Genomic DNA, 23,498 nt, shown 5'->3' on the forward strand with positions numbered 1-23,498 from the left:
TGTTGCCAGCGATGTAGCAATAGCCGTGCCGGAGATAGGGATTTGTGCCGGCCTCTTCGCGGGCACGCCCGCTCCCACAGGGATATCACCGAATTGAAGATGTGTATCGATCCTGTGGGAGCGGGCGTGCCCGCGAAGAAGCCATCATAGGCAACCGCCAGGCTTCAATCTTCCGCCTGTTCCTCACCGCCCTGGCGGCTCATGCCGTACTTGCGCATTTTCTCCACCAGGGTGGTACGGCGAATACGCAAACGTTCAGCCGCGCGCGCAACGATACCGTTGGCATCGTCCAGCGCCTGCTGGATCAGGCCCTGCTCCAGGCTACCCAGGTAGTCCTTGAGGTCCAGGCCTTCGGGCGGCAGCATGGCGTGATTGCTGAAGTTGGGTGTATGGCCATTGATCGCCACGCGCTCTTCAAGGTCGCTGCGCAGGCTGTCGACCATCTGCTCGTCTTCGTCATCGACATAGCGGAATTTCTTCGGCAGTTCCGACACGCCAATGACCCCGTACGGGTGCATGATCGCCATGCGCTCGACCAGGTTGGCCAGCTCGCGCACGTTGCCCGGCCAGCCGTGACGGCACAGCGACATGATCGAGGCGGAATTGAAGCGAATGGAACCGCGCTTCTCGTGCTCCATGCGCGAAATCAGCTCGTTCATCAGCAACGGAATGTCTTCCACCCGCTCACGCAGCGGCGCCATTTCGATAGGGAACACGTTCAGGCGGTAGTACAGGTCTTCGCGGAAGGTGCCGTCCTCGATCATGGTTTCGAGGTTCTTGTGCGTCGCAGCGATGATGCGCACGTCGATGCTCTGGGTCTTGTTGCTGCCCACGCGCTCGAAGGTACGCTCCTGCAGCACACGCAGCAGCTTGACCTGCATCGGCAACGGCATGTCGCCGATTTCGTCGAGGAACAGGGTACCGCCGTTGGCCAGCTCGAAACGCCCGGCACGGCTGGTGATGGCCCCGGTAAAGGCGCCCTTCTCATGGCCGAACAGTTCGCTTTCCAGCAGCTCGGCCGGGATCGCGCCACAGTTGACCGGCACGAACGGCGCTTCACGGCGCTTGGAATGGTAGTGCAGGTTGCGCGCTACCACTTCCTTGCCGGTGCCCGACTCACCCAGGATCAGCACGCTGGCGTCGGTATCCGCCACTTGCTGCATCATTTGCCGCACGTGCTGAATGGCACGGCTGGTGCCCACCAGGCTACGGAACAGATTGGGCTCGCGCTGGCGACCGCGCTCGCGCGCCTGGTCGTACATTTCGCGGTAAACCTGAGCACGGTGCAGCGAATCCAGCAGCTGGCTGTAGCTTGGCGGCATTTCCAGGTTGGAAAGCACCCGGCGGCGAAGGTCTTCCGGCAGCTCGGCAGAAGAAATTTCACCTAAAAGCAGAACCGGAAGGAACTCATCCCAGGTAGCTACTGTCTTAAGCAGCCCAAGCAGATTGCCCGGAGCATTCACGGTGCCGATGAGCACGCACAGCACTTCGCGGCTCGAGGACAATGGCTCGACCGCCTGCTGCCAGTCATGGCTGGCACACGCGAGGTTTTCTTCGCCGAGGAAGTTCAGCACCACCGCAAGGTCGCGGCGGCGCGCGCTGTCGTCATCGATCAGCAGAATCTTGGTTTCACGCCACATGCAATAGCAACTTCCCTAGTCATATCGGCGCCCTGCAGGGGCGTGCTCGACATCATTCCGACTGAATGGTCAGTGTTCGGACGTCTGAAATTCGAAAACAGCCACTAGTAAAGTCAAAAAGGCCCACACAGTCAAATTTATGGCGCCTTTTGTTAAGTTGTGCGCATCTTAACTGAAGAGATGGTAAACCTTCGATGCATTTTTCGCTTGATTGATCTGCATCATCTCTTCGGCAATTGCCTGGCGTTCACCGGTTGTCACATCGATCAGGTTGCGGTAGACCTGCAACACCCCTTCCAGCTTCTCGCGCAGCAACGCCTGGTCCATCGCATGGGTTTCCAGCACTTCGTCGATGCACGCGCGGCACGCCACATCCAGCTTGGCAATGGCTTCCCAGTCACGCACACCCAAGGCCCCAATCAGGGCATCGCAGGTGTCATCGAGGCGTTGCAGTGCGGTCACGGTAATCTCCTTGCCATCAGCTGGCAGGCTGGGCGTCGGCAATGCCGTCCCAGCCACTTTTCACGGTAATCAGCAGCTGGGCAACTTCGTCGATAATGCTGGCATCGTTGTCCACATTGGCCTGCATCAGGCGATTGGTCATGTAGACATAGAGCGCGTCGAGCTTTTCGACGTACTCCGGGTTTTCGCTCTTTTCAGGCGACAAGCCATCGCGCAAGCCGATGATGATGTCGATCGCCTTGCCCAGCATCAGGCCCTTTTCCGCAATGTCGCCACGCGCCATCGCACCCTTGGCCTGCGCCATGCGATCGAGGCCACCTTCCATCAGCATCTGCACCAGGCGATGGGGCGTGGCTTCGGAAATCTGGGCATGGGAATTGACCTTCTGGTACTGACGAAGGGCTCTCATGGGATTCATCTTGCGACCTCGTGACGGGCAGGCTTAAGGGGGAGATATTCCTTGTATCGGGCAGGCGGCGAAAAACTTTACCGACCGATGACATGAAGCCCGGCATCTTGCACGGACTTCATGCAAGGTTCACGGATCAATCGTCACTGTTCGCCTTGTTCAGTGCGTTGAGGGTGCTCAGCACCGAGTTCTGCTGCTGACGCAGCTGGGTGACCAGGGTGTCCATGTTGTTGTACTTGTCCTGCAGGCTCTTCTGCAGGGCTTCCATGCGGGCATCCAGGGTTTCCTGCTCGGCCGTGAGCTTGGTCAGGCTCTCGCTCAGGACCTTGGAGCGTTCGGCCAGGGTACCGGTTGCGGCCTTGGCGAATGGCTCGGTGACTTTTTGCAGACGCGCCAGCAGGCCATCCTTACCATTGAAAATACTGGTCAGGTCCGCTGCGTTGGTGGAGGCAACCTTGTCCCACTTCTTGTCGTCCAGGCTCAGCGCACCGCCATCCTGGGACGAACTGACACCAAAGGCAGCGAGCGATTTCAAGGTTCCGTTGCCCGATACCGCATTGAGCTCCTCACGAATGGAGGTCATCAACGTACGCATTGTGGCATCACCGGTCAGCGCCGCAGCTGTCATGGTGCCATTGGCGTTTTTGGTGACCTTGGTTTCCTCGTTCATCACGGCGAGCAAGGCATTGTAGGTATCGATGAAACCTTTGAGGCCCGACTTCAACGTTGTGGAACTGGTAGTCAGCGAGAGAATGGTCGCCGTAGGCTCGCCACTGGTAGCGTTTATCGGTGAAACACCCACCAGTTTAATATTGAGACCACTGACAGCATCGGTGATGTCATTGGTCTTGGACTTCATGGCAATGCCGTCAAGGGTGTACTCGGCGTCCGTCGGCTCATCGACAACGGTATAACCGGTATCGATGCCCGAATTACCGGAAAGGGTAATGTCAGAGCCCTCACCCATTTTCGTCGAGGTGACGATCAGGCGAGAACCATTGGCATCCGTCAGCACGTTGGCGCTCAGGCCCGCTACGCCAAACTGGCTATTGATGCTGTCGCGCACCTGCTGCAATGTGGCGCCGGCGGGCACACTGAGGTCGAAGTCCTTGCCGCCCTGACTGATGGTCAGCGTAGTCGGCGTACTGCCACTATTGACTACCGATCCCGCACCATCTGCGTACACTTTGGTCGAAACTTTTGACGCAGTCGCCAACTTGTCGACGATCAGCTTGAACGACCCGTTCGCAGCCCCAGTCCCCATGGTGACGGTCGCGACTTTTTCATCCGAAGACTTCAGGCTCAGGCCACCAAAGCTGTTGGAATCAGTCATATTGGTCAAAGCGCCGCGGAACGCATCGAGGGCTGCCTGAATCTTGCCAATAGAGGACAACGTGGTGGTTGCCTTCAGCGTTTGGGTATTGATCTGCGCCTGTTTCGGCGCCTTTTGCGCGGCCACCAGGGATTCGACGATCGCCTGGGTATCGATGCCCGAGCCAATACCGCTGACTGTTGTACCTGCCATCATTGCTCTCCTTGTTCAGTAGCTGCCGGATCCTTGGCGGATAAATCCATCAAATAGTCGACAACAACAAAAATCATGCCAGCCTATGCCTGACCGTCGAACAGCAGGCTGCTGGCTTCACTGAGGCTCTGCGCCAATTTCAGCGCAGCTTCCGACGGAAGTTGCCGGATTACCTCACCGGACTGGGTAGCAATCACCTTGACTACAATCCGGCCCGTGGAATCATCAATGGAAAAGTCCAGCTGGCGCTGGCTCGACTGGACGAAATCACGAATTTCGCCAACCGCTTTTTCCAGGTCCTCGCGCGAGTGCGGCTGATTATCGGAAGCAGCGGCTTCCTGCACCTTGGCAGGCATGGCCGGGTCCCGCTCGCGATCAGCTCCTGGCACCTGGGGTAACACGGTTGGATACACCTGGTTCAGCTTGACACTCATGTCCATGTTTCGAACTCCTCATGTCAAAAAGGGTGAAAGGGCACGTAAACGCACCCTTTCACCCTTCACTCAAGCGCCTGAATTACTGAAGCAGTTTCAGGACCGACGATGGCAGCTGGTTAGCCTGCGACAGGATCGCGGTCGAAGCCTGCTGCAGAGTCTGCTGCTTGGTCAGCTCGGCAGTTTCCGAAGCGAAGTCCACGTCCTGCACGGTGGAGCGGGCAGCGGTGGAGTTCTTCTGGATGTTCTGCAGGTTGTCGACGGTGGTTTGCAGACGGTTCTGGGTAGCACCCAGGCCCGAACGGACGCTGTCGATGGAGCCGATCGCTTTGTCGATAACAGCCAGAGCGTTCTGAGCGTTGGTGGCGTCGGTCACGTCGGTTTCGGCGATAGAGGTCTTGGCCGAAGTCACAGCTTGTGCGCCGGTGACGAACAGATCTTCAACGCCAGCGCCGGTCAGCGAGTAGCCTTTGGCGGAATCCAAGTTCACCGCGCCGGTGACGATCAGAGTGGCGGCATCCAACGCGGCGGCAGTACCAAGCTTGCCCGAACCGTCTTTGGCAGCAACTTCGATACCTGCAACGGCACCTGGGTCGGCAGCAGTGAACTTGAGGTTTTCACCGGTATCGGACTTGACCGACAGAGTGCCCTTGGTCTCGTCATAGTTGACGCTGATACCCAGCTTGGCAGCGTTGGATTTCAGCTGGTCAGCAAGGCCAGCGGTGTCGGTGACACCCACGAAGTCGACAGTCTGACCACCGACTTCGAGTTTGAAGTTGGCGGATGCCGGGGTGGCAGCAGCGATAGCTGCTTCGTCAATGGTGAATTCGACTTCGGTGCTTGCGGTAGCGGTCAGGCCACCCACTGCGCCGTTCAGGGTCTTGGCGATTTCCTTGGCGGAAGCACCTGCAGCGAGCGTCACGTCAGTGCTCTGGCCGTTACCGGTTACGGTGACAGCACCACCTGCAATACCATCGGCATCTGGCAGGATGCCAACACTTTTCACTTGCTGCGAACCGATGCTCTTGGCCGAAACGTTATCCAGAGTCAGGTTGATGGTTTCGTTGGCGTTTGCGCCGACCTGAATGGCCTTGGTGCCGTACGAACCGTCAAGCAGCTTCTGGCCACCGAAGGTAGTGGTATCCGAGATACGGTTCAGCTCAGCGGTCAGAGCCTGGTATTCGTCGTTGTTCGACTTACGGTCTTCGGCGCTCAGCGAGCCAGTAGCCGAGGACAGGGCCAGGGTACGCATTTTCTGCAGGATGTCGGTCGAAGCCTGCATTGCACCTTCAGCGGTCTGGGCGATCGAGATGCCGTCGTTGGCGTTCTTCACAGCCTGGCCCAGGCCATTGATCTGGCTGGTCAGACGGTTGGCGATCTGCAGGCCGGCAGCGTCGTCTTTAGCGCTGTTGATGCGCAGACCCGAGGACAGACGCTGCATCGAAGTGGTCTGAGCGTTGCTCGCCTTGGTCAGGTTGCCCTGGGTGGTGATCGACGCAATGTTGGTGTTTACAGTTAAAGCCATGACGAAATCCTCGTTGGATGGGTACTGCGGCTTCCGGCCTTGGCAACCGCCGGATTGGCCTAGAGAACCTTCGTAATGGTTATCGTCGGGTGCGCGGGTTGCTTGAGGGTTTTTTCAAAAAAAAAATACTGGCATGGGGCCAGCCCTGAGAAATCAAGAGGTTAAGGGCGGTTTATTGGCGTCAAAAACTGTTTGAACTAGACTGAATGCCTCATCCCGTCTGTAGGAGCGGGTTCACCCGCGAACACCGGCGAAGCCGGTGCCATAGACCGAGCTGCCTTCTTCGCGGGTGAACCCGCTCCTACAATGGGCTGCGTCAGGCAGACATTTATTTTCGGCAGAGAAAAAGCGCCGGGCGGTGGCCGCCGGGCGCTTTTGTGGGCTGACAGGGGGTCAGTCGCGGTACAGGATGGCCGAGCCCCACGACAGGCCCACGCCAAAGCCACTGATCGCCACGCGCTTCCAGCTGCCATCGAGCATGTGCTTCTGCAGCAGCAGCGGAACACTGGAGGACACCGTATTGCCGGTTTCCAGCATGTCCTTGACGAACTTCTCCGGGTGTTGCTCTTCAAAGCGTCGCGCCACGGCGTCGACAATCGCCGCACTGCCCTGGTGGATGCAGAAGGCGTCGATATCCGACGACTTCAGGCCGCTGGCATCCAGCAGCTCGTGCAGGTGCGCTGGCACTTTGATCAGGGCGAAGTTGAATACCTGGCGGCCGTTCATGAAGAACTTGCCGTCGCTGACTTTCAGGTGCTCGGCACCGGAACCGTCAGTGCCGAAACGCGCCTGGCCCAGGTTCCATACCGCGTTTTCACCCATCCAGGTAGCGGTGGCGGCGTCGCCGAACAGCATGGTGGTGTTGCGGTCTTCCGGGTCGACGATCTTCGAATACGGGTCGGCGGTGATCAGCAGGCCGTTCTTCAGGCCTGCCGCTTCCATGAAGCCTTTGATCGCATACAGGCCATACACATAGCCGGAGCAGCCCAGCGACACGTCGAACGCCGCCACGCGGGTAGACAGGCCAAGTTTGCTCTGGACGATGGCTGCGGTGTGCGGAAGGCCTTCTTCGTCGCCGTTCTGGGTGACCACGATCAACGCATCGATCGATTGCGGATCAAGGTCGGGGTTGCTGGCGAACAGTGCCTGGGCGGCCTCTACGCACAAGTCGGAGGTTTCTTGCTCTTCGGCCTTGCGCGGCAGGAACGACGCACCGATCTTGCCGAACATGAACTCTTCGTCCTTGCCGAACTTCGCACCCTGAACGTAGTTGTCCAGGCCAGCGGTGGGCACGTAACTCGCAATGCTTTTGATGCCAATCATTCTGGCTTCCCAATGAAAACAGCCAAAGACCACCACTCGATGAATTGAGGGCGCCAAATACCGGAGCGGTCACCGCCAGGGGTTGTAGCCAGGGCTCGCCTGCGCACCGGTAACAAAATGCTGCAACAGCTGCTGCATAGAATACAGGGAAGATGAGCGTTTTGACTCATTGGTCACATTGAAATGCTACGAAAGCCGTGGCGAGGGTGTGGAGACTGGGGAATTTGCGGAATGACCGGGCGGGCACTGGACCCCGAATGATCAGCTTCGCAGCCGATATCGATGGGGCCGCTTCGCGGCCCTTTCGCGACGCAAGGCCGCTCCCACAAATACGCCACCTTCAGGAGAGAGGAGTACCTGGAATGCCCCAAGAAGCTGGACACCAATCCAACCCTTGGGAGCAGTCCAAATACGCCACCTTCAGGAGAGAGGAGGACCTGTGGGAGCGGCCTTGTGTCGCGATAGGGCTGCGCAGCAGCCCCAGGATCAGGCAGGCAGATCAGAGCTTGTTGAACAGGCTCAGCTGGGAAATACGCGAGAAGGCCAGCTGCGAGGCCTCCAGCATGGCCTGCTGCAAGGTCAGGGTGATGGCCGCCTGCGACATGTCGGTGTTGCCGATGGCGTTCTGGGTGGTCTTGTTGGCCAGCCCCAGGCTGGTGTTCTCCTGGCGTTGAATCTCAAGCGAGTTGCCGCGAGCACCGATCGAACCACGGGTGATATCGACCTGCTCACGGGCACTGGCCAGGTTTGCAATGGCCGAGGCCGCCGCATCTTTCAACGCATTCGCGGCGCCAGCACCGGTCACCGGCGTTTCCAGTGCCGCCCGCAACTGACTGAGGGTTTCCAGCACGTTCTGGTTCTGGTGGGTATTGGCCGTGACCGCAAACTGGTCGCCTGCCTCCGGCGAACCGGACACCTGGTAGGTCACCCCGGCCACCGTCAACGACGGCGCCGTAAAGGTACCTTTGGCAACCGGCTTGCTGTCGGCCGTCAGCGGCTGGGCATAGAACTCGTAAGCACCCGGCCCCGTGAACTTGATCACCGCACCATCACTGGGGAACGTGCTGCGATAGGCGGCCTCATCAGTCACACTACTGCTGGTGACCTGGGCGCTGGAGGTGTTGCTGCCATTTCGGGTGGTATTGAACGAATCCGGGCGTGCTTCCAGAGAGAACTCGCGACCGCCCACGGCGGCGTCGGCATCGGCCCCCTCCTCCAAGGTAACGGTTATTTCGAACTCCACGCCACGCAAGGCAATCTTGTTGGCACCTTCGGTTTTGCTGTCAAAGGTACCGTTGGTGGGCGTTTCCGAAGTGATGTCATTACCGTTGGCGTCAGTGATGGTGTACTGCGTCGCGCTGGTGAAGGTCAGCTTGTAGGGCTGGCCTGCCGTAAAACTGTTGTTGTAGGTGGTGCTTGAGGTCAGCAGACCAGACGACACCCCGACCACGCTATCGTCAGTCGCCGGCACCAGCAGGGTCGACTGGGTGCGGCTCTTGTTGCTGGCCGAGTCGAAGATGCTGAAACCGGTGTCGTTGGTGGCCAGGCTCAGGGTATCGGATACCTGCAGACTCAGCTGGGTCTGGTCGCCGTGGTAGCTATAGGTGCCATCGGAGTTACGCACATAGGGCGGCGTGGTGCTCTTGGAGCCTCCGAACATGTAGTCGCCGTTGGCATCGCGCGAGTTGAGCAGGCCAAAGATGTTGGCCTCGATCTCTTTCAGCTCGGTGCCGATGGCCACGCGGTCAGAATCGGTCACCCCGGCGCCACCGGCACGGATTGCCAACTCGCTGGCGCGCTGCATGGCCTCGTTGATGGTGGAGAGCACGCTCTCCTCCTGCAACAGCGAGTTGCTCACGGTGTTGATGTTGCCGCTGTACTGGTCCAGCAACGATTGCTGCTGTTGCAGCAGCAGCAGGCGCGCAGCACCGACCGGGTCATCGGCTGCGGTCTGGATACGGATACCCGACGTCACCTGGTCGTTGGTCTTGTTCATGCTGGAGAAGTTCTTGGAGTAGCTACTGGCGCTGGCCTCATAGAACTGAGCAGTGGAAATACGCACGATAGTCTACTCCTTACAAAGCGTTGATCAGGGTGCTGAAGGTTTCTTGCGCCGCCTTGATGATCTGCGAGGACGCCGTGTAGTAATGCTGGAACTTGACCAGGCTGGCCGCTTCGTCATCCAGGTTGACCCCGGACACCGCGCTGCGGCTTTCGCTGGCGGACTTGAGCACCGCCTCGGTCGCGGTGCTGTCGATGGACGCCTGGTTCGCCTTGGCACCCACGCGCTCGACCAGCGAGGCATAGGCCGAAGTGAAGCTGGTACCGCCACCGGAACCGGTATTCACCGTCGATTTGGTCTGCAGGTCGAGCAGCGCCGTTGCGTTGCGGTTATCGGCCTTGCCGTCGGCATTGAACGACAGGGTAAAGCTGTCATTGGCCGCAGGGCTGCCGCCGATGGTGGTCTCGACGGCAAACGTGCGCGGGTTACCGCTGCCATCCAGAATCGGGTCGCCGGCCGCATCCAGCATCGGCACAGTCACCGACAGTTTGTTGTCGGTACCGGGTACAACGCTGCCGGTACCAATCTGGGTGCCCTTGGCATCGAACAGCTTGTAGCCCTGGGAGCCGCCACTGGCAGCATCGAACACCACGCGCACCGGCATCGAATCGCGAATCGACTGCTGGATCAGCGCGGTATCGGCACCGCCGTAGATGTCCAGCGACTCACCCAGGGTCGGCTGGGTGATGGTGCCAGTACCGCTGTTGCCACTGCCCGAGGTAGCGCTGATAGGCCCGGCGAAGGCCAGCTTGTTGGCATCGGTCAAGGTCGTGGTAATGCTCCCGGCAGCTGCACGGGTGGGGATGACCTTGAAGCTGTCGCCGGCCGCCAGGCCGCCGCCTTTCAACGCCAGGCTGAAACCATCGATCACCGGTGCCGGGTCGGCATTCAGGTCGAAGCTGCCCATGTCGGTGCCGTCCGAGCGGCGCACACTGTACTGGTTGGCGCTGGTGAACTTCACTTCGTAGTCGTAGGTGGTCAGCGCACCGCTGTTGGCGATGGTGACATCCAGATTGCCGGAGCCGGCACTGTTGTTCGACGAGGCCAGGCTGCGCTGGGCAATGGCGGTGGCGCTGTTGATGCTGGAGAACAGCGAGCTGCCGAACTGACCGTTGGCATCCAGGCCCTGACCCAGCTGGCTATTGATGCTGTCGGCGACGACCAGGGCAACGCGACCAAGCTCGTTCATCGACGGCGTCAGCACGTCCTGGCGATAACGCAACAGGCCGCCAATGGCGCCACCGGACACCACCGAGGTCACGTCCGAGCTGAACGAGTCATAGTTGATGCGCAGGGCAACCTGGCTCTTGTCGGCCACACCCGGCTCCACCGACAAGGTGTTGGCCTTGGTTCCGGTGACCAGCGATTGGCCACTGCCCAGGTACACGTCGTAGTTGCCATCACGCTCCTGCACCGTCACCCCTACCAGCTCGTTGAGCTGGCGCACGGCTTCGCTGCGCGCATCCAGCAGGCTGTTGGGGGTGTTGCCGGAGGCGCTGGCCGCGGTGATCTGCTTGTTGTACTCGGCAATGTTGGCGGTGAGCTTGTTCACCTGGCCGGCCATGGTGTCGAGCTGGGAGTTGATCGTGGCGTTCTGCTGGGTCAGCTGGGTGCTCACCGCGTTGAAACGGTTGCTCAGGGTTTGCGCCTGGGTCAGCAGCAGCTGACGCGAGGCAACGTCACCCGGCTTCGCCGCTGCAGTCTGCAGCGCCGAAAAGAAGGCGGTTAGGACCGAACTGATACCGGTGTCACGGTCAGCCAGCAGCTTGTCGACGCTGGTGATCTGATCCTGGAACGTCACCGAGTCTGCCTGCAACGAGGTGGCCGTCTGCAGCTGGTTGTCCAGATAGGAGCTGTAGATGCGACGCACATCCGCCAGCGTGGTCCCGGTCCCCAGGAACCCTGCGCCTATGTTGTGCGAAGGCCCCGCCGCCTGAACCGTCTGCTGGCGCGAGTAGCCACTGGTCGCGGCGTTGGCGATGTTGTTACTGGTTACCGACAAGGCCGCCTGGCTGGCACTCAGGCCACTCAGGCCGATGGAAATCAGGCTCGACATGATTTAGTCCTTTTATAAGTTCGTGGTTCTGCCAGCCATGGCGTATTGCGGGGTTGACTGCATTTGCTGGGCGATGCTGATGATCTTCTTCGCATAGCCCGGGTCGGTCGCATAACCTGCTTTTTGCAGCTCTCTTGCAAACTGCTCAGGGTTATCGGCCGCATCCAGCGCACCTTGATAGCGAGCATTGCTCTGCAGCAAGGTAACGAGATCGTGGAAGCTGTCCTGGTAGGAGTCGTAGCTGCGGAACGCCGCGGTTTCCTTGACGAACTGGCCATCGCGGAATTCGCTGGTGATTGCCCGCGCCTGCTCGCCTTGCCAGCTGCCGGTGGCTTTGATGCCGAACAGGTTGTGGCTGCTGCTGCCGTCGCTGTTGCGCATCACCGACTTGCCCCAACCGGTTTCCAGCGCGGCCTGGGCCACCAGGTAGCGTGGGTCGACACCAATGCGCCGGGCGGCCTGTTCGGCCATTGGCAGCATGGTGGCGACGAAGGCGTCGCTGTCGCTGAAAGCCTTGTTCGGCGCCAGCGGTGGCTGGGCCACGGCACGGCCGACAATGCGCAGGCCGTTGTCCGGCACGGCGAAGGCCTTGGCGACTGCCTGACCGTCACGGGCAGGCACGGCGGCGTTATTGGCAGTTTCCGCCGACGGTACGATACCGGCCAACAGGCGGTCGGTGAGCTTGCTGGGCAGGGCCAGGCGCCGCGCGTTCAGTGCAGCAACGTCATTGCGCGTAGCGGACGAGGCCATGGCATGCGCTGGCTCCGCCACCTTGTTGCCCCACAATGCCGGGCCACCGCTATCGACGCGCGGGAACGGGCTGGTATTGATCGACGCACTGCGGCCCTTGGTCAGCTGGCGCACCAGCACGTCCTGCAGGCCGATACCGCCACCTTCGCGAGACATGCTCACGGCCAACTGCTGGTCGTACATGTCGCGGTACTGCTTGACCGTTTCGGTGTTCATCGGGTTGTCGTCGGCCAGCACGTCACTGGCCTTGCGCGAGGCCTTGAGCATTTCGCTGATGAACAGCGACTCGAATTCCTGGGCCACCTTGCGCACATTGGCTTCGCTGTCGCGGTCGCCGTGCTTGAGGGCACTCAGGCGGTTGAGGTCGGTATAGGCGCCGCTGTCGGCACTACCGGATACCTGGCTTTTGATATTCATCCGCGCCGTCCTCAGATCACGATCAGGTCGGCCTGCAAGGCGCCGGCCTGCTTCAAGGCTTCGAGGATCGCCATCAGGTCGCCGGGCGCTGCGCCCACCTGGTTCACCGCGCGGACGATTTCATCCAGCGTGGTGCCCGGGCCGAACTTGAACATCGGCTTGGCTTCCTGCTCGGCATTGACCCGCGAGCGTGGCACCACGGCAGTCTGGCCATTGGAGAAGGCCCCCGGCTGGCTGACGATCGGGTCTTCGGTGATGGTCACGGTCAGGCTGCCGTGGGTCACCGCCGCCGGCGACACCTTGACGTTCTGGCCGATGACGATGGTGCCGGTACGCGAATTGATGATGACCTTGGCCACCGCCTGGCCCGGGTCGATTTCGAGGTTTTCGAGGATCGACAGATAATCCACGCGCTGGCTGGGGTCCATCGGCGCGCTGACCCGTACCGAACCACCATCCACGGCCTGGGCCACGCCAGGGCCGAGCAGGTCGTTGACCTTGTCCACGATGCGCTTGGCGGTCGTGAAGTCGGGGCGGTTGAGGTTCAAGGTCAGGGTATTGCCCTGGTTGAAGCCGCTCGGCACCGCACGCTCGACACTGGCACCACCCGGGATACGGCCAGCCGACGGCACGTTGACAGTGATCTTCGAGCCGTCACGGCCCTCGGCGTCAAAGCCGCCGACGACCAGGTTGCCCTGGGCAATGGCGTAGACGTTGCCGTCGATACCCTTGAGCGGGGTCATCAACAGGCTGCCGCCGCGCAGGCTCTTCGAGTTACCGATCGACGACACGGTGATGTCCACCACCTGGCCCGGCTTGGCGAACGGTGGCAGGTCGGCATGCACCGACACTGCGGCAACGTTCTTCAGCTGCACGTTGCCGGAACCGGCAGGCACCTTGATGCCGAACTGCGACAGCATGTTGTTGAAGGTTTGCAGGGTGAACGGCGTCTGGGTGGTCTGGTCACCCGTGCCATTGAGGCCCACCACCAGGCCGTAACCAATCAACTGGTTGGAACGTACGCCAGAAATGCTGGCAATGTCCTTCAGGCGCTCGGCCTGGGCAGCGAAGGCGCAGGACAAAAGCAGGGTTGTGGCAATCAGCTGCCTCACGTTGAACATGGTCATCCGTACTCAGAAAGGCCAAAGCGGGCTGATGAAGAAGCGGTCCAGCCACCCGGGCTGGCTGGCATCGGCGAACGAACCGGTGCCGGAGTAGGTGATGCGCGCGTCGGCCACACGGGTGGACGGCACGGTGTTGTCGGTGGCGATATCGTCAGCGCGAACCATACCGGCAATGCGCACCAGCTCTTCGCCGGTGTTCAGGGTCAGCCACTTCTCGCCGCGCACGGCGATGATGCCGTTGGGCAGCACCTCGGCCACGGTGACGGTGATCGAACCGGTCAGCGTGTTGCCCTGGGTGGCCTTGCTGTCGCCCTTGGTGGCGCGATCGCCGCTGTAACCGGCCTCCAGCGAAAGGTCGCCGCCACCGAACGGATTATTGGTGTTGGGCGTGGTACCAAACAGCGAAGTCAAGCCGATGTCGGTCTTGCTGGTCTTGGCGATCTGCGAGCCCGCGTTCTTGCTGGCGGACGTGCGCTCATTGAGCGTGATGGTGATGATGTCACCCACCCGGAACGCCTTGCGGTCGCTGTACAGGTTCTGCTCGAAACCGGCCTGGTAGATCGAACCGTTGTTGGCCGCTGCCGGCAACGGGGTGCGCGGCAACACCGGCGCATAGTACGGGTCGTTGGGCTTGGGCGTCGGTGCGACGCAACCTGCCAGCAACACCGCCCCCCCCAGGGCGAAAACGGACAACAGACGATTCATGACACTTACCTCACGGGCGCAGCTGAGTGACAGGGCTTAGAGCTGTTGAGTAACGAACGACAGCATCTGGTCGGCCGTGGAAATGACTTTGGAGTTCATCTCGTAGGCACGCTGGGTGGTGATCATGTTCACCAGCTCTTCCACGGTGCTGACGTTGGAGTTCTCCAGCGTCTGCTGCAGGGTGGTGCCAAAACCGTTCAGGCCTGGAGTGCCGACCTGAGGCGCGCCACTGGCGGCGGTCTCGAGGAACAGGTTGTCACCGATCGCCTGCAGGCCGGCCGGGTTGATGAAGTCGGCGGTCTGGATGTTGCCGATCACCTGTGCAGCCGGGTTGCCGGCGGTGGTGATCGACACGGTGCCGTCCTGGCCAACGGTGAAGGTCTGCGCGTCGTTAGGCACGACAATGGCAGGCTCCAGGGCGTAGCCGTTGTCAGTGACGATCTGGCCGTCGGAGTTCAGGTGGAAGGTACCGTCACGGGTATACGACACGGTGCCGTCCGGCTGCAGGATCTGGAAGAAACCGCGGCCGTTGACTGCCATGTCCAGCGGGTTGTCGGTGGTTTGCAGGCTGCCGGCAACGAAGCTTTTCTGGGTGCCCACGATACGCACACCGGTACCGACCTGCAGGCCCGAGGGCAGCTCGCTGTCCTGGGTCGACTGGGCACCAGGCTGGCGCTTGATCTGGTAGAGCAGGTCTGCGAATTCGGCGCGATCACGCTTGAAGCCGGTGGTCGAGACGTTGGCCAGGTTGTTGGAAATGACCGTCAGGTTGGTGTCCTGAGCGGACAGGCCGGTTTTAGCGACCCAAAGAGCCGGAAGCATGTGAGTTCTCCTCGTGCGCCTGTTTTACGGCACCCGTTCAAAAGTGATTAGCCGATTTGCAAAACCCGAGCCATGGCTTCGTCGCCTTCCTTGGCCGTATTCATCATCTTGACGTGCAGTTCGAACTGGCGGGACAGCGCCAGCACCGAGGTCATTTCCTCGACAGCGTTGACATTGCTGCCTTCCAGGAAGCCAGCCACCACCCGCACGTTGACGTCGGCATCGGCCGGCTGGCCGGAAGTGGTATGGATCAGACCGTCCAGGCCCTTCGTCAGGCCTTTGGTGTCCGGGTTGACCAGTTTGATGCGGTCGACCTCGGCCATCACCCGCGGGTCTTCACCCATGGAGCGGATGCTGATGGTGCCGTCGGCACCCACTTCCACTTTCTGCTCCGGCGGGATGGCGATCGGGCCACCGTTGCCGATCACCGGCATGCCATTGCCGGCACGCAGCACACCGAGGGCATCAATGTTCAGGCTACCGGTACGCACATAGGCTTCGCTGCCGTCCGGCGCCTGCACGGCGATAAAGCCTTTGCCGGTCACCGCGACGTCAAGGTCGCGGCCAGTTTCGACCAACGGGCCTTCACTGAAGTCCGTGGCCGGGCGCTCAGTCATGGCGAAGGCGCGCGCCGGAAAGCTGTCACCGAACACCGGCATCGAGCGGGCCTGCTCCAGGTCGCGCTGAAAACCGTTGGTGGAAATGTTCGCCAGGTTGTTGGCGTGGGCCTTCTGCGCCAGCGCGTTCTGGCTGGCGCCGGTCATGGCCACATAAAGCAACTTGTCCACAGTTTCTCCTCTGCGCGTAGCTGCCGCGCTGTCACTGGGCAGGTTCCAAGCAATAATTGAACCAAGTCTGAAACACCCGGTTTACGGGGCTTTCAGCGCGGCAAGGGGCAATAACCGTCAGTTTGTCGGCGGATGTTTGCCGCCTGCGGCAAGGGCTTGCTCAATGGGCGCGGCAGGCGGCGTTGTTGTAGGGGCCAGAGTGGCGCACCCAGCCTTTGCCCGGGTTGTGGGCCGAACACAGGTAGCGGCCGGTGACCAGGCTTTGCCATTGATAGAACGGGGCGGGGGCAGCGGGGGCCGGCAGAACCAGCACCAGCAAGGGGAACAAGGCCAGTAACGACAGCCGCTTCATTCGCGTGAACCTTCACATTCTTGGGGCCGCTTTGCGGCCCCAATTACAAACACCAAAGCCAATACAATCATCAGGTCATCTGAATGATGGTCTGCATGATGGTGCTTTCAGTGGAAATGGTCTTGGCATTGGCCTGGTAGTTGCTCTGCGCCTTGATCAGGTTTACCAGCTCGCCGGTCAGGTCGACGTTGGAGTCTTCCAGGGCACCACCGGAAATCTGGCCGAGGGTACCGGTGTCCGGAGCGCCGATCACCGGCACGCCCGAGGCGTAGGACTCTTTCCAGTTTGTGCCGCCAATCGGCGTCAGGCCCTGCAGGTTGGCGAAGTTGGCAATCGCCACCTGGCCGATCACCTTGTCCTTGCCGTTGGTGAAGCTGGCAAACAGGTAGCCGTTCTGGTCGATGCTCAGCCCCGACAGCTCACCGGTGGCGAAGCCATCCTGGGTCTTGGCGATTTCTGCGGACGACGCGTTGTACTGGGTGGCACCCAGCATATCCAGCTTCACACCGTCCGCGTTGGCGATGGCGCCGTTGGCCGACCACTCTCCAGCGGCGTTTTTCTGCGCCGGGATCCAGTCGTTGAGCTGGAAGATCTTGTCTTCGCCAATGCTCAGGCCGCCCGCGACATCACCCGCAGTCATTGCATCCTTGTCCAGCGTACCATCGGACTTGAACGGCACGGCATTGACCAGCGGTGTGGTGGAAGCCGGATTGGCAGGGTTGCGGCCATCGATAGTGGTGTGCATGGACCAGGTATTGGTCGCGTCGTCCTTGATGAAGTACTGATTCATCTGGTGTTCATTACCCTGGCTGTCGTACACCGGGGTATTGAACGTGAAGTTGTAGGAACTGGCATTGGTGGGATCGAAGGGCGTCACCGACGGGGAGGTCGCGGCCGAGTTCAGGTTGATTTTCTCGGTGATGAGGCTGGTCGGCTTCGGCGTCAGGTTGGAAGTATCGATCTGCAGGTCAGTCAGGATGCCCTGGATGATCTTGCCATCCTCGCCAACCGCATAACCCTGCAGGTTGGCACCCGAAGCATTCACCACATAACCGGCCTTGTCGCTGTAGAAAGCGCCCGCACGGGTGTAGATCTTCGAGCCGTTGTCGTTCAGGGCAAAGAAGCCGTTGCCATCGATAGCCATGTCCAGCGCCTGGCCGGTGGCGTTGATGTTGCCTGGCGTGAACAGCTGCGAAACCGCGGCGGTCTTTACCCCGGTACCGATCACGGTCTTGCCTGCGCTGGTGCCGCGAATGGAGTTGGAGTACTGGTCGGCAAACTCGGCACGCGACGACTTGAAGCCAGTGGTGGCAACGTTGGCAATGTTGTTGCCGGTAACGTTCAGGGCCTTGTTTGCTGCATAGAGGCCGCTAAGGCCGATATTGAAAGACATGTGTAACTCCTGTCGTTTTGTTCAGGCCCTAGATGCCGATGCTTTGAATTTTGGAAAGCGCAACACTGCCCAGCCCGGCCAGGTTGAGCGTCATCTCCGAACCGTTGCTACCCATGGTCACACTGGTAACCGAGGCCGGCAGGTTGGTGGTCATGGCCGTGGCCTTGCCATCGATCGAGGCGGTGGCCTTGAAGGTGTAGGTCCCGGCGGCCGCGACTTCACCGTCATCGTTCAGGCCATCCCAGGTAAAGTAGATGCTGCCAGCCTTCTGGGTACCGAGCTCGATGGTGCGCACCAGCTTGTCGTCCTTGTCGTAGATCCCCACCGAGGTGGAGGTACTGGACGACGTCAGGTTGACCGAGCCCTTCATGTCCTTGCTGGTATCGACCACAGCCTTGTCGGTCTGGACAATGACGTTGCGCCCTACCAGCGAGGAGGCCTGCAAGGCCTGGGAAGATTGCAGCCCAGCCGCGATGTAGGTCACTGCGTCGTTCAGCGACTGCATGCTTTCCAGGCTGCTGAACTGTGCCAACTGGGCCACGAACTCGCCGTTTTCCTGCGGGTCGAGCGGGTTCTGGTTCTGCATCTGGGTGACCAGCAACTGCAGGAACGCGTCCTTGCCCAGCGCGCTGCCGGCGGCACCGGTAGAGCTGTCAGTCTTGGACGTCTGCTTCTGCAGCGAGCTCAGGTATGCGCTGCCGACGTCTGTAGTGGAATTGGTGGTGGTCATGTCGGCTTCCTATCACTGCCCCAGGGTCAGCACTTTCTGCATCATGTTCTTGGCCGTGTTCATCAGTTCAGCGTTGGTCTGAAACGCGCGACTGGCGGAGATCATGTCCGCCATCTCCTCGACCACATTGACGTTCGGGTAGTAGACGTAGCCGTCCTTGTTCGCCGCAGGATGGTTCGGCTCGTAGCGTGCTTCAAGGGTGCTCTGGTCTTCGACGATGCCTTTTACCTGCACGCCCTGCCCTGCCTCGCCCTGGTCTTCGAACAGCGACTGGCTGCTGCCGGCCTGTGCATTCTGGAAAGTGGTGGCGAACACCGGGTGACGGGCGCGGTACGTCTGGTCGATGCTCGAAGACACGGTCTCGGCGTTGGCGATGTTGGACGCCACGGTGTTCAGACGCGTGTTCTGTGCGCTCATGCCGCTACCGGCAATGTTGAAGACACTGGAAAGGGACATGGTCATTCTCCCCGCAGGGCGGAAACCAGCCCTTTGAATTTACTGTTGAGCAAGGTGAAGCTGGCCTGGAAGCCAATCGCGTTTTCGGTGTAGTTCGATTGCTCGATCTGCGCATCCACGGTGTTCTGGTCAATCGACGGCTGCAGCGGCGTACGGTACTTGAGGGTTTCATCGGCCATGGCCAGGCCCTCAGCTTCGATGTGCCGGCTGTTGGTCCGGTCAAGATTGAAGCGGCCGCCGCTCTGCTGCTTGTCGCTTTCGGCTGCGAGCACCGAGGCGAAGTCCATGTCACGGGCCTTGTAGTTGGGCGTGTCGGCGTTGGCGATGTTGTTGGCCAGCACTTCAGCGCGCTGGGCGCGGAAGCCCAGGGCCTTTTCGTGGATACCAAGCGCCTTGTCGAAACTGATGCTCATGTCGGGGAAACCTTCAGAGGTTGACCGGAATTTCGTTGAGCAAGGTATAGCAAGGGCTGTGCCAACCACTGGAAGGTCCGTATTTATGGGGTTTTGCGGCGCAGTACTGTCAGATTGATGCCAGAAAAGCGGCAAAGGCCTTCCGCCTGAGGTGACAAAAGCGGCAATTGATGGGCGGCAAAAGCGGCAAAACAAAAAATTGACGTCAGTGTTTTCCTGGGCGGGCCTCTTCGCGGGTAAACCCGCTCCTACACGCGGCCTGTGCCCAACCACCGACCGATGTCCACCCCCGATCCGTCGTAGGAGCGGGTTTACCCGCGAATACGGTAGCGCCAGCAACGGTGAACGGCGGGTGGAAATTGGCCAGCAGGGCCGGCCTCTTCGCGGGTAAACCCGCTCCTACGGGGAGCTCGGCAGGAACAGCGGATAGGCAAACAAAAAGGCCGGCATCTCTCGATACCGGCCTTCGTGCTTACTTGGCCTGGTAGATGATCCCCGGGCTGCACTGCACCATCTGGTAATGGTCCGGCAAGCCGTTCAGCGCTTCCGAGGCGCCGAGGAACAGGTAGCCACCTGGCTTGAGGGTACTGTGAATGCGCAGCAGGATGTCCTTCTTCACCTGCGCCGAGAAATAGATCAGCACATTGCGGCAGAACACGATGTCGAACTTGCCCAGACTGGCATAGCTGTCCAGCAGGTTGAACGAGCGGAACTCGACACGGCTGCGAATCGCTGGCTTGACCGCCCAACGCCCCGGCCCCTTGGGGTCGAAGTAGCGCTGCAGGCGCTCCTGCGACAAGCCGCGGGCAATCGCCAGGCTGTCGTATTCGCCGGTCTTGCAGTTGGTCAGCATGGTGCCGGAGAGGTCGGTGGCGACGATCTGCGCCCCCATCTTCAACTGACCGAGGTTGCTGCGCTCGAACTCGTCGATCGCCATCGAGATGGAATACGGCTCCTGCCCCGACGAACAGGCCGCCGACCACATGCGCAGGCGCTGGCCGGGGTTGTTGCGGATGAACTCGGGGATCACCTTGTTCTTCAATACCTCGAAGGGGTAGGTGTCGCGAAACCACAGGGTCTCGTTGGTGGTCATGGCATCGACCACCTGCTCGCGCAAACCGCCGCGCGGCTGGGCCTGAATGCGCTGCACCAGCTCACCCAGGCTCTTGATGCCCTGTTGTTCCATCAGCTTGTTGAGACGGCTGGAAACCAGGTACTGCTTATTCTCGCCCAGCAGGATGCCACAGGCTTTCTCCAGGAAGACCCGGAACTGTTCGAAATCCAAATTACCCGTAGACACTACTGCCGCCTCTTTTCAATCACTGGTGCCGGGGGGCATGCCCCCGGCTGCTTCAATGCGCTGCCTTGATCCGGTCGACCACCCGCTGGGCCAGGTCGTCCGGCTTGAACTTGGCCAGGAAGTCATCGGCACCGACCTTCTTGACCATTGCCTGGTTGAACACCCCGGAAAGCGAAGTATGCAGGCAGATGTGCAATTTTTGCATGCGCGGATCGCTGCGAATCTCCGCCGTTAGCGTATATCCGTCCATTTCCGGCATTTCAATGTCCGAGATCATCATCAGGAACTCTTCTTCCGGCTTTTTGCCCTCATCCACCAGCTGACGCAGGTAGTTGAGCGCCTGACGGCCATCATTGAGCGCCACCACCTCGACCCCTACGGTCTGCAGGCAACGGCTGACCTGCTTGCGCGCCACTGACGAATCGTCAACGGTCAGCACCCGCATCAACACCGCCTTGTCCTGCACTTCGGCATCGATCACACCGGCCGATACCGACTCGGACGACGGCGACACTTCGGCCAGCACCTTCTCCACGTCGATGATCTCGACCATGCGGTTGTCCACCCGGGTGACCGCGGTGAGGTAGTGATCACGGCCGGTACCCTTGGGTGGCGGATGGATCTCTTCCCAGTTCATGTTGACGATGCGCTCCACCGAATGCACCAGGAAACCTTGGGTCTTGGTGTTGTACTCGGTGATGATCACGAAGCTGTTGCGTGTGTCTTCCTGCAGCGGCCGCAACCCGGTGGCCATCGACAGGTCGAGGATCGGGATGGTCGCCCCGCGAATATTGGCAACGCCACGCACCACAGGGTGCGCCTTGGGCAGCAGGGTCAGCGCAGGGCATTGCAGTACTTCCCTGACCTTGAACACATTGATGCCGTAAAGCTGTTCGCCATTGAGGCGGAACAGCAGCAATTCCAGGCGATTCTGCCCCACCAGCTGCGTGCGCTGGTTGACCGAATCCATAACACCCGCCATGCCAGACTCCTTAACGTTTCAGCCTTTCGTTGCAACTCAGGTAGCGAGTCGGCACGGGCTTTGCTTTTTTGAGTGTCATGCACACGAAAACGACATTTTCCCGACGATTGACACGCCTGCTGACTGGCCCGCTGGCCACGCTGTGCCTGCTGATGCCCGGCGTTCGCACGGTGGCGAACGCGTTCACCTTGCCTGAACAGCTTATCGGTGTCACCCAAGGGTTTCTTGAATTCACCGTTGAAGATTATCTGTCCACCACCCAGACTGCCGGCCGCTATGAAATCCAGGTCAACCCACTGGACCCACGCCTGCGCATGCCGTTGTGCAGCCAGCAGCTGGACGCCTCACTGGAAAGCCCGTCCCAGCCGCTGGGCCGGGTGACGGTACGGATACGCTGCAACGGCGCAGCACCGTGGACGGTCTTTGTGCCGGCCACCGTGCGACTTTTCCGCGACGTGGTGGTAGTGACCCGTCCGCTCAAGCGCGACAACACGGTCGGCGAAGGTGACGTGGCCCTGCGCGAGCGCGATGTCGGCACCCTGGGCCAGGGCTTTCTGACCGAGCTGGACCAGGCGGTGGGCATGAAGATGCTGCGCCCCACGGTGATCGACCAGGTGCTCACCCCGCAACACCTGGAACAGGCCGAGGTGGTGCGCAAGGGTGACCAGGTGGTGATCATCGCCCGCAGTGGCAGCCTGAGTGTGCGCATGCCGGGCGAAGCCCTGAGCAAGGGCGGCCTGAGCGAGCAGATCCGGGTACGCAACCTCAATTCAAAACGCGTGGTCAAGGCCAGGGTGACCGGCCCGGGCCAGGTTGAGGTCAGTATGTAGGCTGGCCACCAGATTGCGCTGGCAGTGAGGAACCGCTTTTCCTAAACTGTGTCAGAACACGGGTTCGCGGGCTTGCCGACAGGCGGCAATGCATTTGTGCCTAAAGTTTATATCGGGTTGGCCGAAAACAAGGCAAGCGTCCAAATACCCAGAGGTTTCTGATCATGGTCATCGACTTCAGTCGTTTGAATAACTCTCCGTCCGTCACGGGCGGCGTGCGCGGCAACACCGCGTCCGGCAGCGCCGAAAAACCGGCAGCCAGCCAGGAAGCGGTGAAAGACACCAGCGCCAGCGGAGAGGCGGTACACCTCAGCCAGGAGGCACAGCAGTTGCAGAAGATCAGCGACAAGCTGCGCGACGAGCCCGTGGTCAATAGCGCCCGTGTGGCCCAGTTGAAGCAGGCAATCGCCGACGGCAGCTACCAGGTCGATGCCGGCCGGGTCGCCAGCAAACTGCTCGATTTCGAAGCCCAGCGCTGACCGTACGGCGCGCTGACTTCACGGACGCCAGAAAAGCCAAGAGTTAGCCATGCACGACACCACCTTGCTGCAACTGATCGAAGATGACATTGCCCCGATGCAGGAATTGCTCGACCTTCTGCACAAGGAAGCAATCGCCCTGCATGGCCGCGACATGCCGCTGCTGGAGCAAATCCTGGCGCGCAAGCAGTCGTTGATCATCTTGCTCGAGCAGCATGGCCAGCGCCGCAGCCAATTGCTCGGCAGCCTGGGCCTGAGTGCCGACCGCACCGGTGTGCAGGCTGTAGCCGCGCAGTCACCTCATGGTGATGTGATGCTGCAGCGGCTCGACATGTTGTCGCAACTGATGGACGACTGCCAGCAGGTCAACCAGACCAATGGCCGGATCATCCAGGTGCAGCAACACGTCACCAATAACCAGATCCGCATCCTTCAGGGCGGCGATTCGCCTTCGCTCTACGACAGCCGTGGCAGCACCTCGCCTCTGGCCAAGCCGCGCGCGCTCAGCCAAGTGTGATTTT

24 protein-coding genes are annotated in these 23,498 nt (G+C 60.6%); 3 read left to right on the forward strand and 21 right to left on the reverse strand.

Annotation, left to right across the window (positions count from 1 at the left end; translation table 11 throughout):
* Positions 1–164: 164 nt before the first annotated feature.
* The 21 genes from fleQ to ACF8Q6_RS01800 all read right to left on the reverse strand — a co-directional run bounded on the left by fleQ (position 165) and on the right by ACF8Q6_RS01800 (position 21,668).
* Positions 165–1,640: a transcriptional regulator FleQ gene (gene fleQ, locus ACF8Q6_RS01700; protein ID WP_003254443.1), complete on the reverse strand. Its 1,476-nt coding sequence runs from the start codon at positions 1,638–1,640 to the stop codon at positions 165–167.
* Positions 1,641–1,808: 168 nt separating this feature from the next.
* Positions 1,809–2,102, reverse strand: a complete 294-nt coding sequence (locus tag ACF8Q6_RS01705; protein ID WP_392490904.1) for a flagellar protein FliT — start codon at positions 2,100–2,102, stop codon at positions 1,809–1,811.
* 16 nt (positions 2,103–2,118) lie between these two features.
* On the reverse strand, positions 2,119–2,520 hold the full coding sequence (gene fliS, locus ACF8Q6_RS01710) for a flagellar export chaperone FliS (protein ID WP_019438376.1): 402 nt from the start codon (positions 2,518–2,520) through the stop codon (positions 2,119–2,121).
* 127 nt (positions 2,521–2,647) lie between these two features.
* On the reverse strand, positions 2,648–4,036 hold the full coding sequence (gene fliD, locus ACF8Q6_RS01715) for a flagellar filament capping protein FliD (RefSeq protein ID WP_392490905.1): 1,389 nt from the start codon (positions 4,034–4,036) through the stop codon (positions 2,648–2,650).
* A gap of 83 nt (positions 4,037–4,119) precedes the next feature.
* Positions 4,120–4,476 carry a flagellar protein FlaG gene (locus ACF8Q6_RS01720; protein ID WP_060545056.1) on the reverse strand — a complete coding sequence of 119 codons (357 nt, stop codon included), beginning with the start codon at positions 4,474–4,476 and terminating at the stop codon, positions 4,120–4,122.
* Positions 4,477–4,552: 76 nt separating this feature from the next.
* Positions 4,553–5,995, reverse strand: a complete 1,443-nt coding sequence (locus ACF8Q6_RS01725; protein WP_392490906.1) for a flagellin — start codon at positions 5,993–5,995, stop codon at positions 4,553–4,555.
* A 393-nt stretch (positions 5,996–6,388) separates the two neighbouring features.
* Positions 6,389–7,318, reverse strand: coding sequence for a ketoacyl-ACP synthase III (locus tag ACF8Q6_RS01730; RefSeq protein WP_003254453.1), 930 nt, complete (start codon positions 7,316–7,318; stop codon positions 6,389–6,391).
* Positions 7,319–7,817: 499 nt separating this feature from the next.
* Positions 7,818–9,380 carry a flagellar hook-associated protein 3 gene (locus tag ACF8Q6_RS01735; protein ID WP_161773993.1) on the reverse strand — a complete coding sequence of 521 codons (1,563 nt, stop codon included), beginning with the start codon at positions 9,378–9,380 and terminating at the stop codon, positions 7,818–7,820.
* A 13-nt stretch (positions 9,381–9,393) separates the two neighbouring features.
* Positions 9,394–11,436 (reverse strand): flagellar hook-associated protein FlgK, encoded by a 2,043-nt coding sequence (gene flgK, locus ACF8Q6_RS01740; protein WP_392491407.1) that lies wholly within the window; start codon positions 11,434–11,436, stop codon positions 9,394–9,396.
* 12 nt (positions 11,437–11,448) lie between these two features.
* Complete coding sequence (gene flgJ / locus ACF8Q6_RS01745; RefSeq protein WP_392491408.1) at positions 11,449–12,603, reverse strand: flagellar assembly peptidoglycan hydrolase FlgJ; 1,155 nt, start codon at positions 12,601–12,603, stop codon at positions 11,449–11,451.
* An 11-nt stretch (positions 12,604–12,614) separates the two neighbouring features.
* Positions 12,615–13,724 carry a flagellar basal body P-ring protein FlgI gene (locus tag ACF8Q6_RS01750; protein ID WP_004575771.1) on the reverse strand — a complete coding sequence of 370 codons (1,110 nt, stop codon included), beginning with the start codon at positions 13,722–13,724 and terminating at the stop codon, positions 12,615–12,617.
* Positions 13,725–13,736: 12 nt separating this feature from the next.
* A complete protein-coding gene (flgH, locus tag ACF8Q6_RS01755; protein ID WP_185279620.1) occupies positions 13,737–14,432 on the reverse strand; it encodes a flagellar basal body L-ring protein FlgH in 696 nt (231 codons plus the stop codon).
* A gap of 36 nt (positions 14,433–14,468) precedes the next feature.
* The gene (flgG, locus tag ACF8Q6_RS01760; protein ID WP_010955100.1) at positions 14,469–15,254 is read right to left on the reverse strand and encodes a flagellar basal-body rod protein FlgG; all 786 of its coding nucleotides are present in this window, start codon (positions 15,252–15,254) and stop codon (positions 14,469–14,471) included.
* Positions 15,255–15,301: 47 nt separating this feature from the next.
* Positions 15,302–16,042 carry a flagellar basal-body rod protein FlgF gene (gene flgF, locus ACF8Q6_RS01765; protein WP_010955101.1) on the reverse strand — a complete coding sequence of 247 codons (741 nt, stop codon included), beginning with the start codon at positions 16,040–16,042 and terminating at the stop codon, positions 15,302–15,304.
* Positions 16,043–16,202: 160 nt separating this feature from the next.
* Positions 16,203–16,394 (reverse strand): hypothetical protein, encoded by a 192-nt coding sequence (locus ACF8Q6_RS01770; protein ID WP_003254464.1) that lies wholly within the window; start codon positions 16,392–16,394, stop codon positions 16,203–16,205.
* A 70-nt stretch (positions 16,395–16,464) separates the two neighbouring features.
* Positions 16,465–17,787, reverse strand: a complete 1,323-nt coding sequence (gene flgE / locus ACF8Q6_RS01775) for a flagellar hook protein FlgE (RefSeq protein WP_014590122.1) — start codon at positions 17,785–17,787, stop codon at positions 16,465–16,467.
* A gap of 28 nt (positions 17,788–17,815) precedes the next feature.
* Positions 17,816–18,517, reverse strand: coding sequence for a flagellar hook assembly protein FlgD (gene flgD, locus ACF8Q6_RS01780; protein ID WP_392491409.1), 702 nt, complete (start codon positions 18,515–18,517; stop codon positions 17,816–17,818).
* Between the two features lie 12 nt (positions 18,518–18,529).
* Complete coding sequence (flgC, locus tag ACF8Q6_RS01785; protein ID WP_003254469.1) at positions 18,530–18,973, reverse strand: flagellar basal body rod protein FlgC; 444 nt, start codon at positions 18,971–18,973, stop codon at positions 18,530–18,532.
* 2 nt (positions 18,974–18,975) lie between these two features.
* A complete protein-coding gene (gene flgB / locus ACF8Q6_RS01790; protein ID WP_010955103.1) occupies positions 18,976–19,386 on the reverse strand; it encodes a flagellar basal body rod protein FlgB in 411 nt (136 codons plus the stop codon).
* Positions 19,387–19,858: 472 nt separating this feature from the next.
* Positions 19,859–20,686 (reverse strand): protein-glutamate O-methyltransferase CheR, encoded by an 828-nt coding sequence (gene cheR, locus ACF8Q6_RS01795; RefSeq protein WP_004575768.1) that lies wholly within the window; start codon positions 20,684–20,686, stop codon positions 19,859–19,861.
* Between the two features lie 52 nt (positions 20,687–20,738).
* Entirely contained in the window at positions 20,739–21,668 is a 930-nt protein-coding gene (locus ACF8Q6_RS01800) for a chemotaxis protein CheV (RefSeq protein WP_010955104.1), read from the reverse strand.
* A gap of 77 nt (positions 21,669–21,745) precedes the next feature.
* On the opposite strand from ACF8Q6_RS01800, the gene flgA reads away from it, so the two are divergent.
* From flgA to ACF8Q6_RS01815, 3 genes are all read left to right on the forward strand, one after another.
* The gene (gene flgA, locus ACF8Q6_RS01805; protein ID WP_392494416.1) at positions 21,746–22,498 is read left to right on the forward strand and encodes a flagellar basal body P-ring formation chaperone FlgA; all 753 of its coding nucleotides are present in this window, start codon (positions 21,746–21,748) and stop codon (positions 22,496–22,498) included.
* Positions 22,499–22,662: 164 nt separating this feature from the next.
* Positions 22,663–22,977 carry a flagellar biosynthesis anti-sigma factor FlgM gene (flgM, locus tag ACF8Q6_RS01810; protein ID WP_003254479.1) on the forward strand — a complete coding sequence of 105 codons (315 nt, stop codon included), beginning with the start codon at positions 22,663–22,665 and terminating at the stop codon, positions 22,975–22,977.
* A gap of 49 nt (positions 22,978–23,026) precedes the next feature.
* Entirely contained in the window at positions 23,027–23,494 is a 468-nt protein-coding gene (locus ACF8Q6_RS01815) for a flagella synthesis protein FlgN (protein ID WP_010955106.1), read from the forward strand.
* Positions 23,495–23,498: the final 4 nt, after the last annotated feature.

The organism is Pseudomonas sp. GLN_2, from assembly GCF_043106005.1.
Classification (GTDB): domain Bacteria; phylum Pseudomonadota; class Gammaproteobacteria; order Pseudomonadales; family Pseudomonadaceae; genus Aquipseudomonas; species Aquipseudomonas alloputida.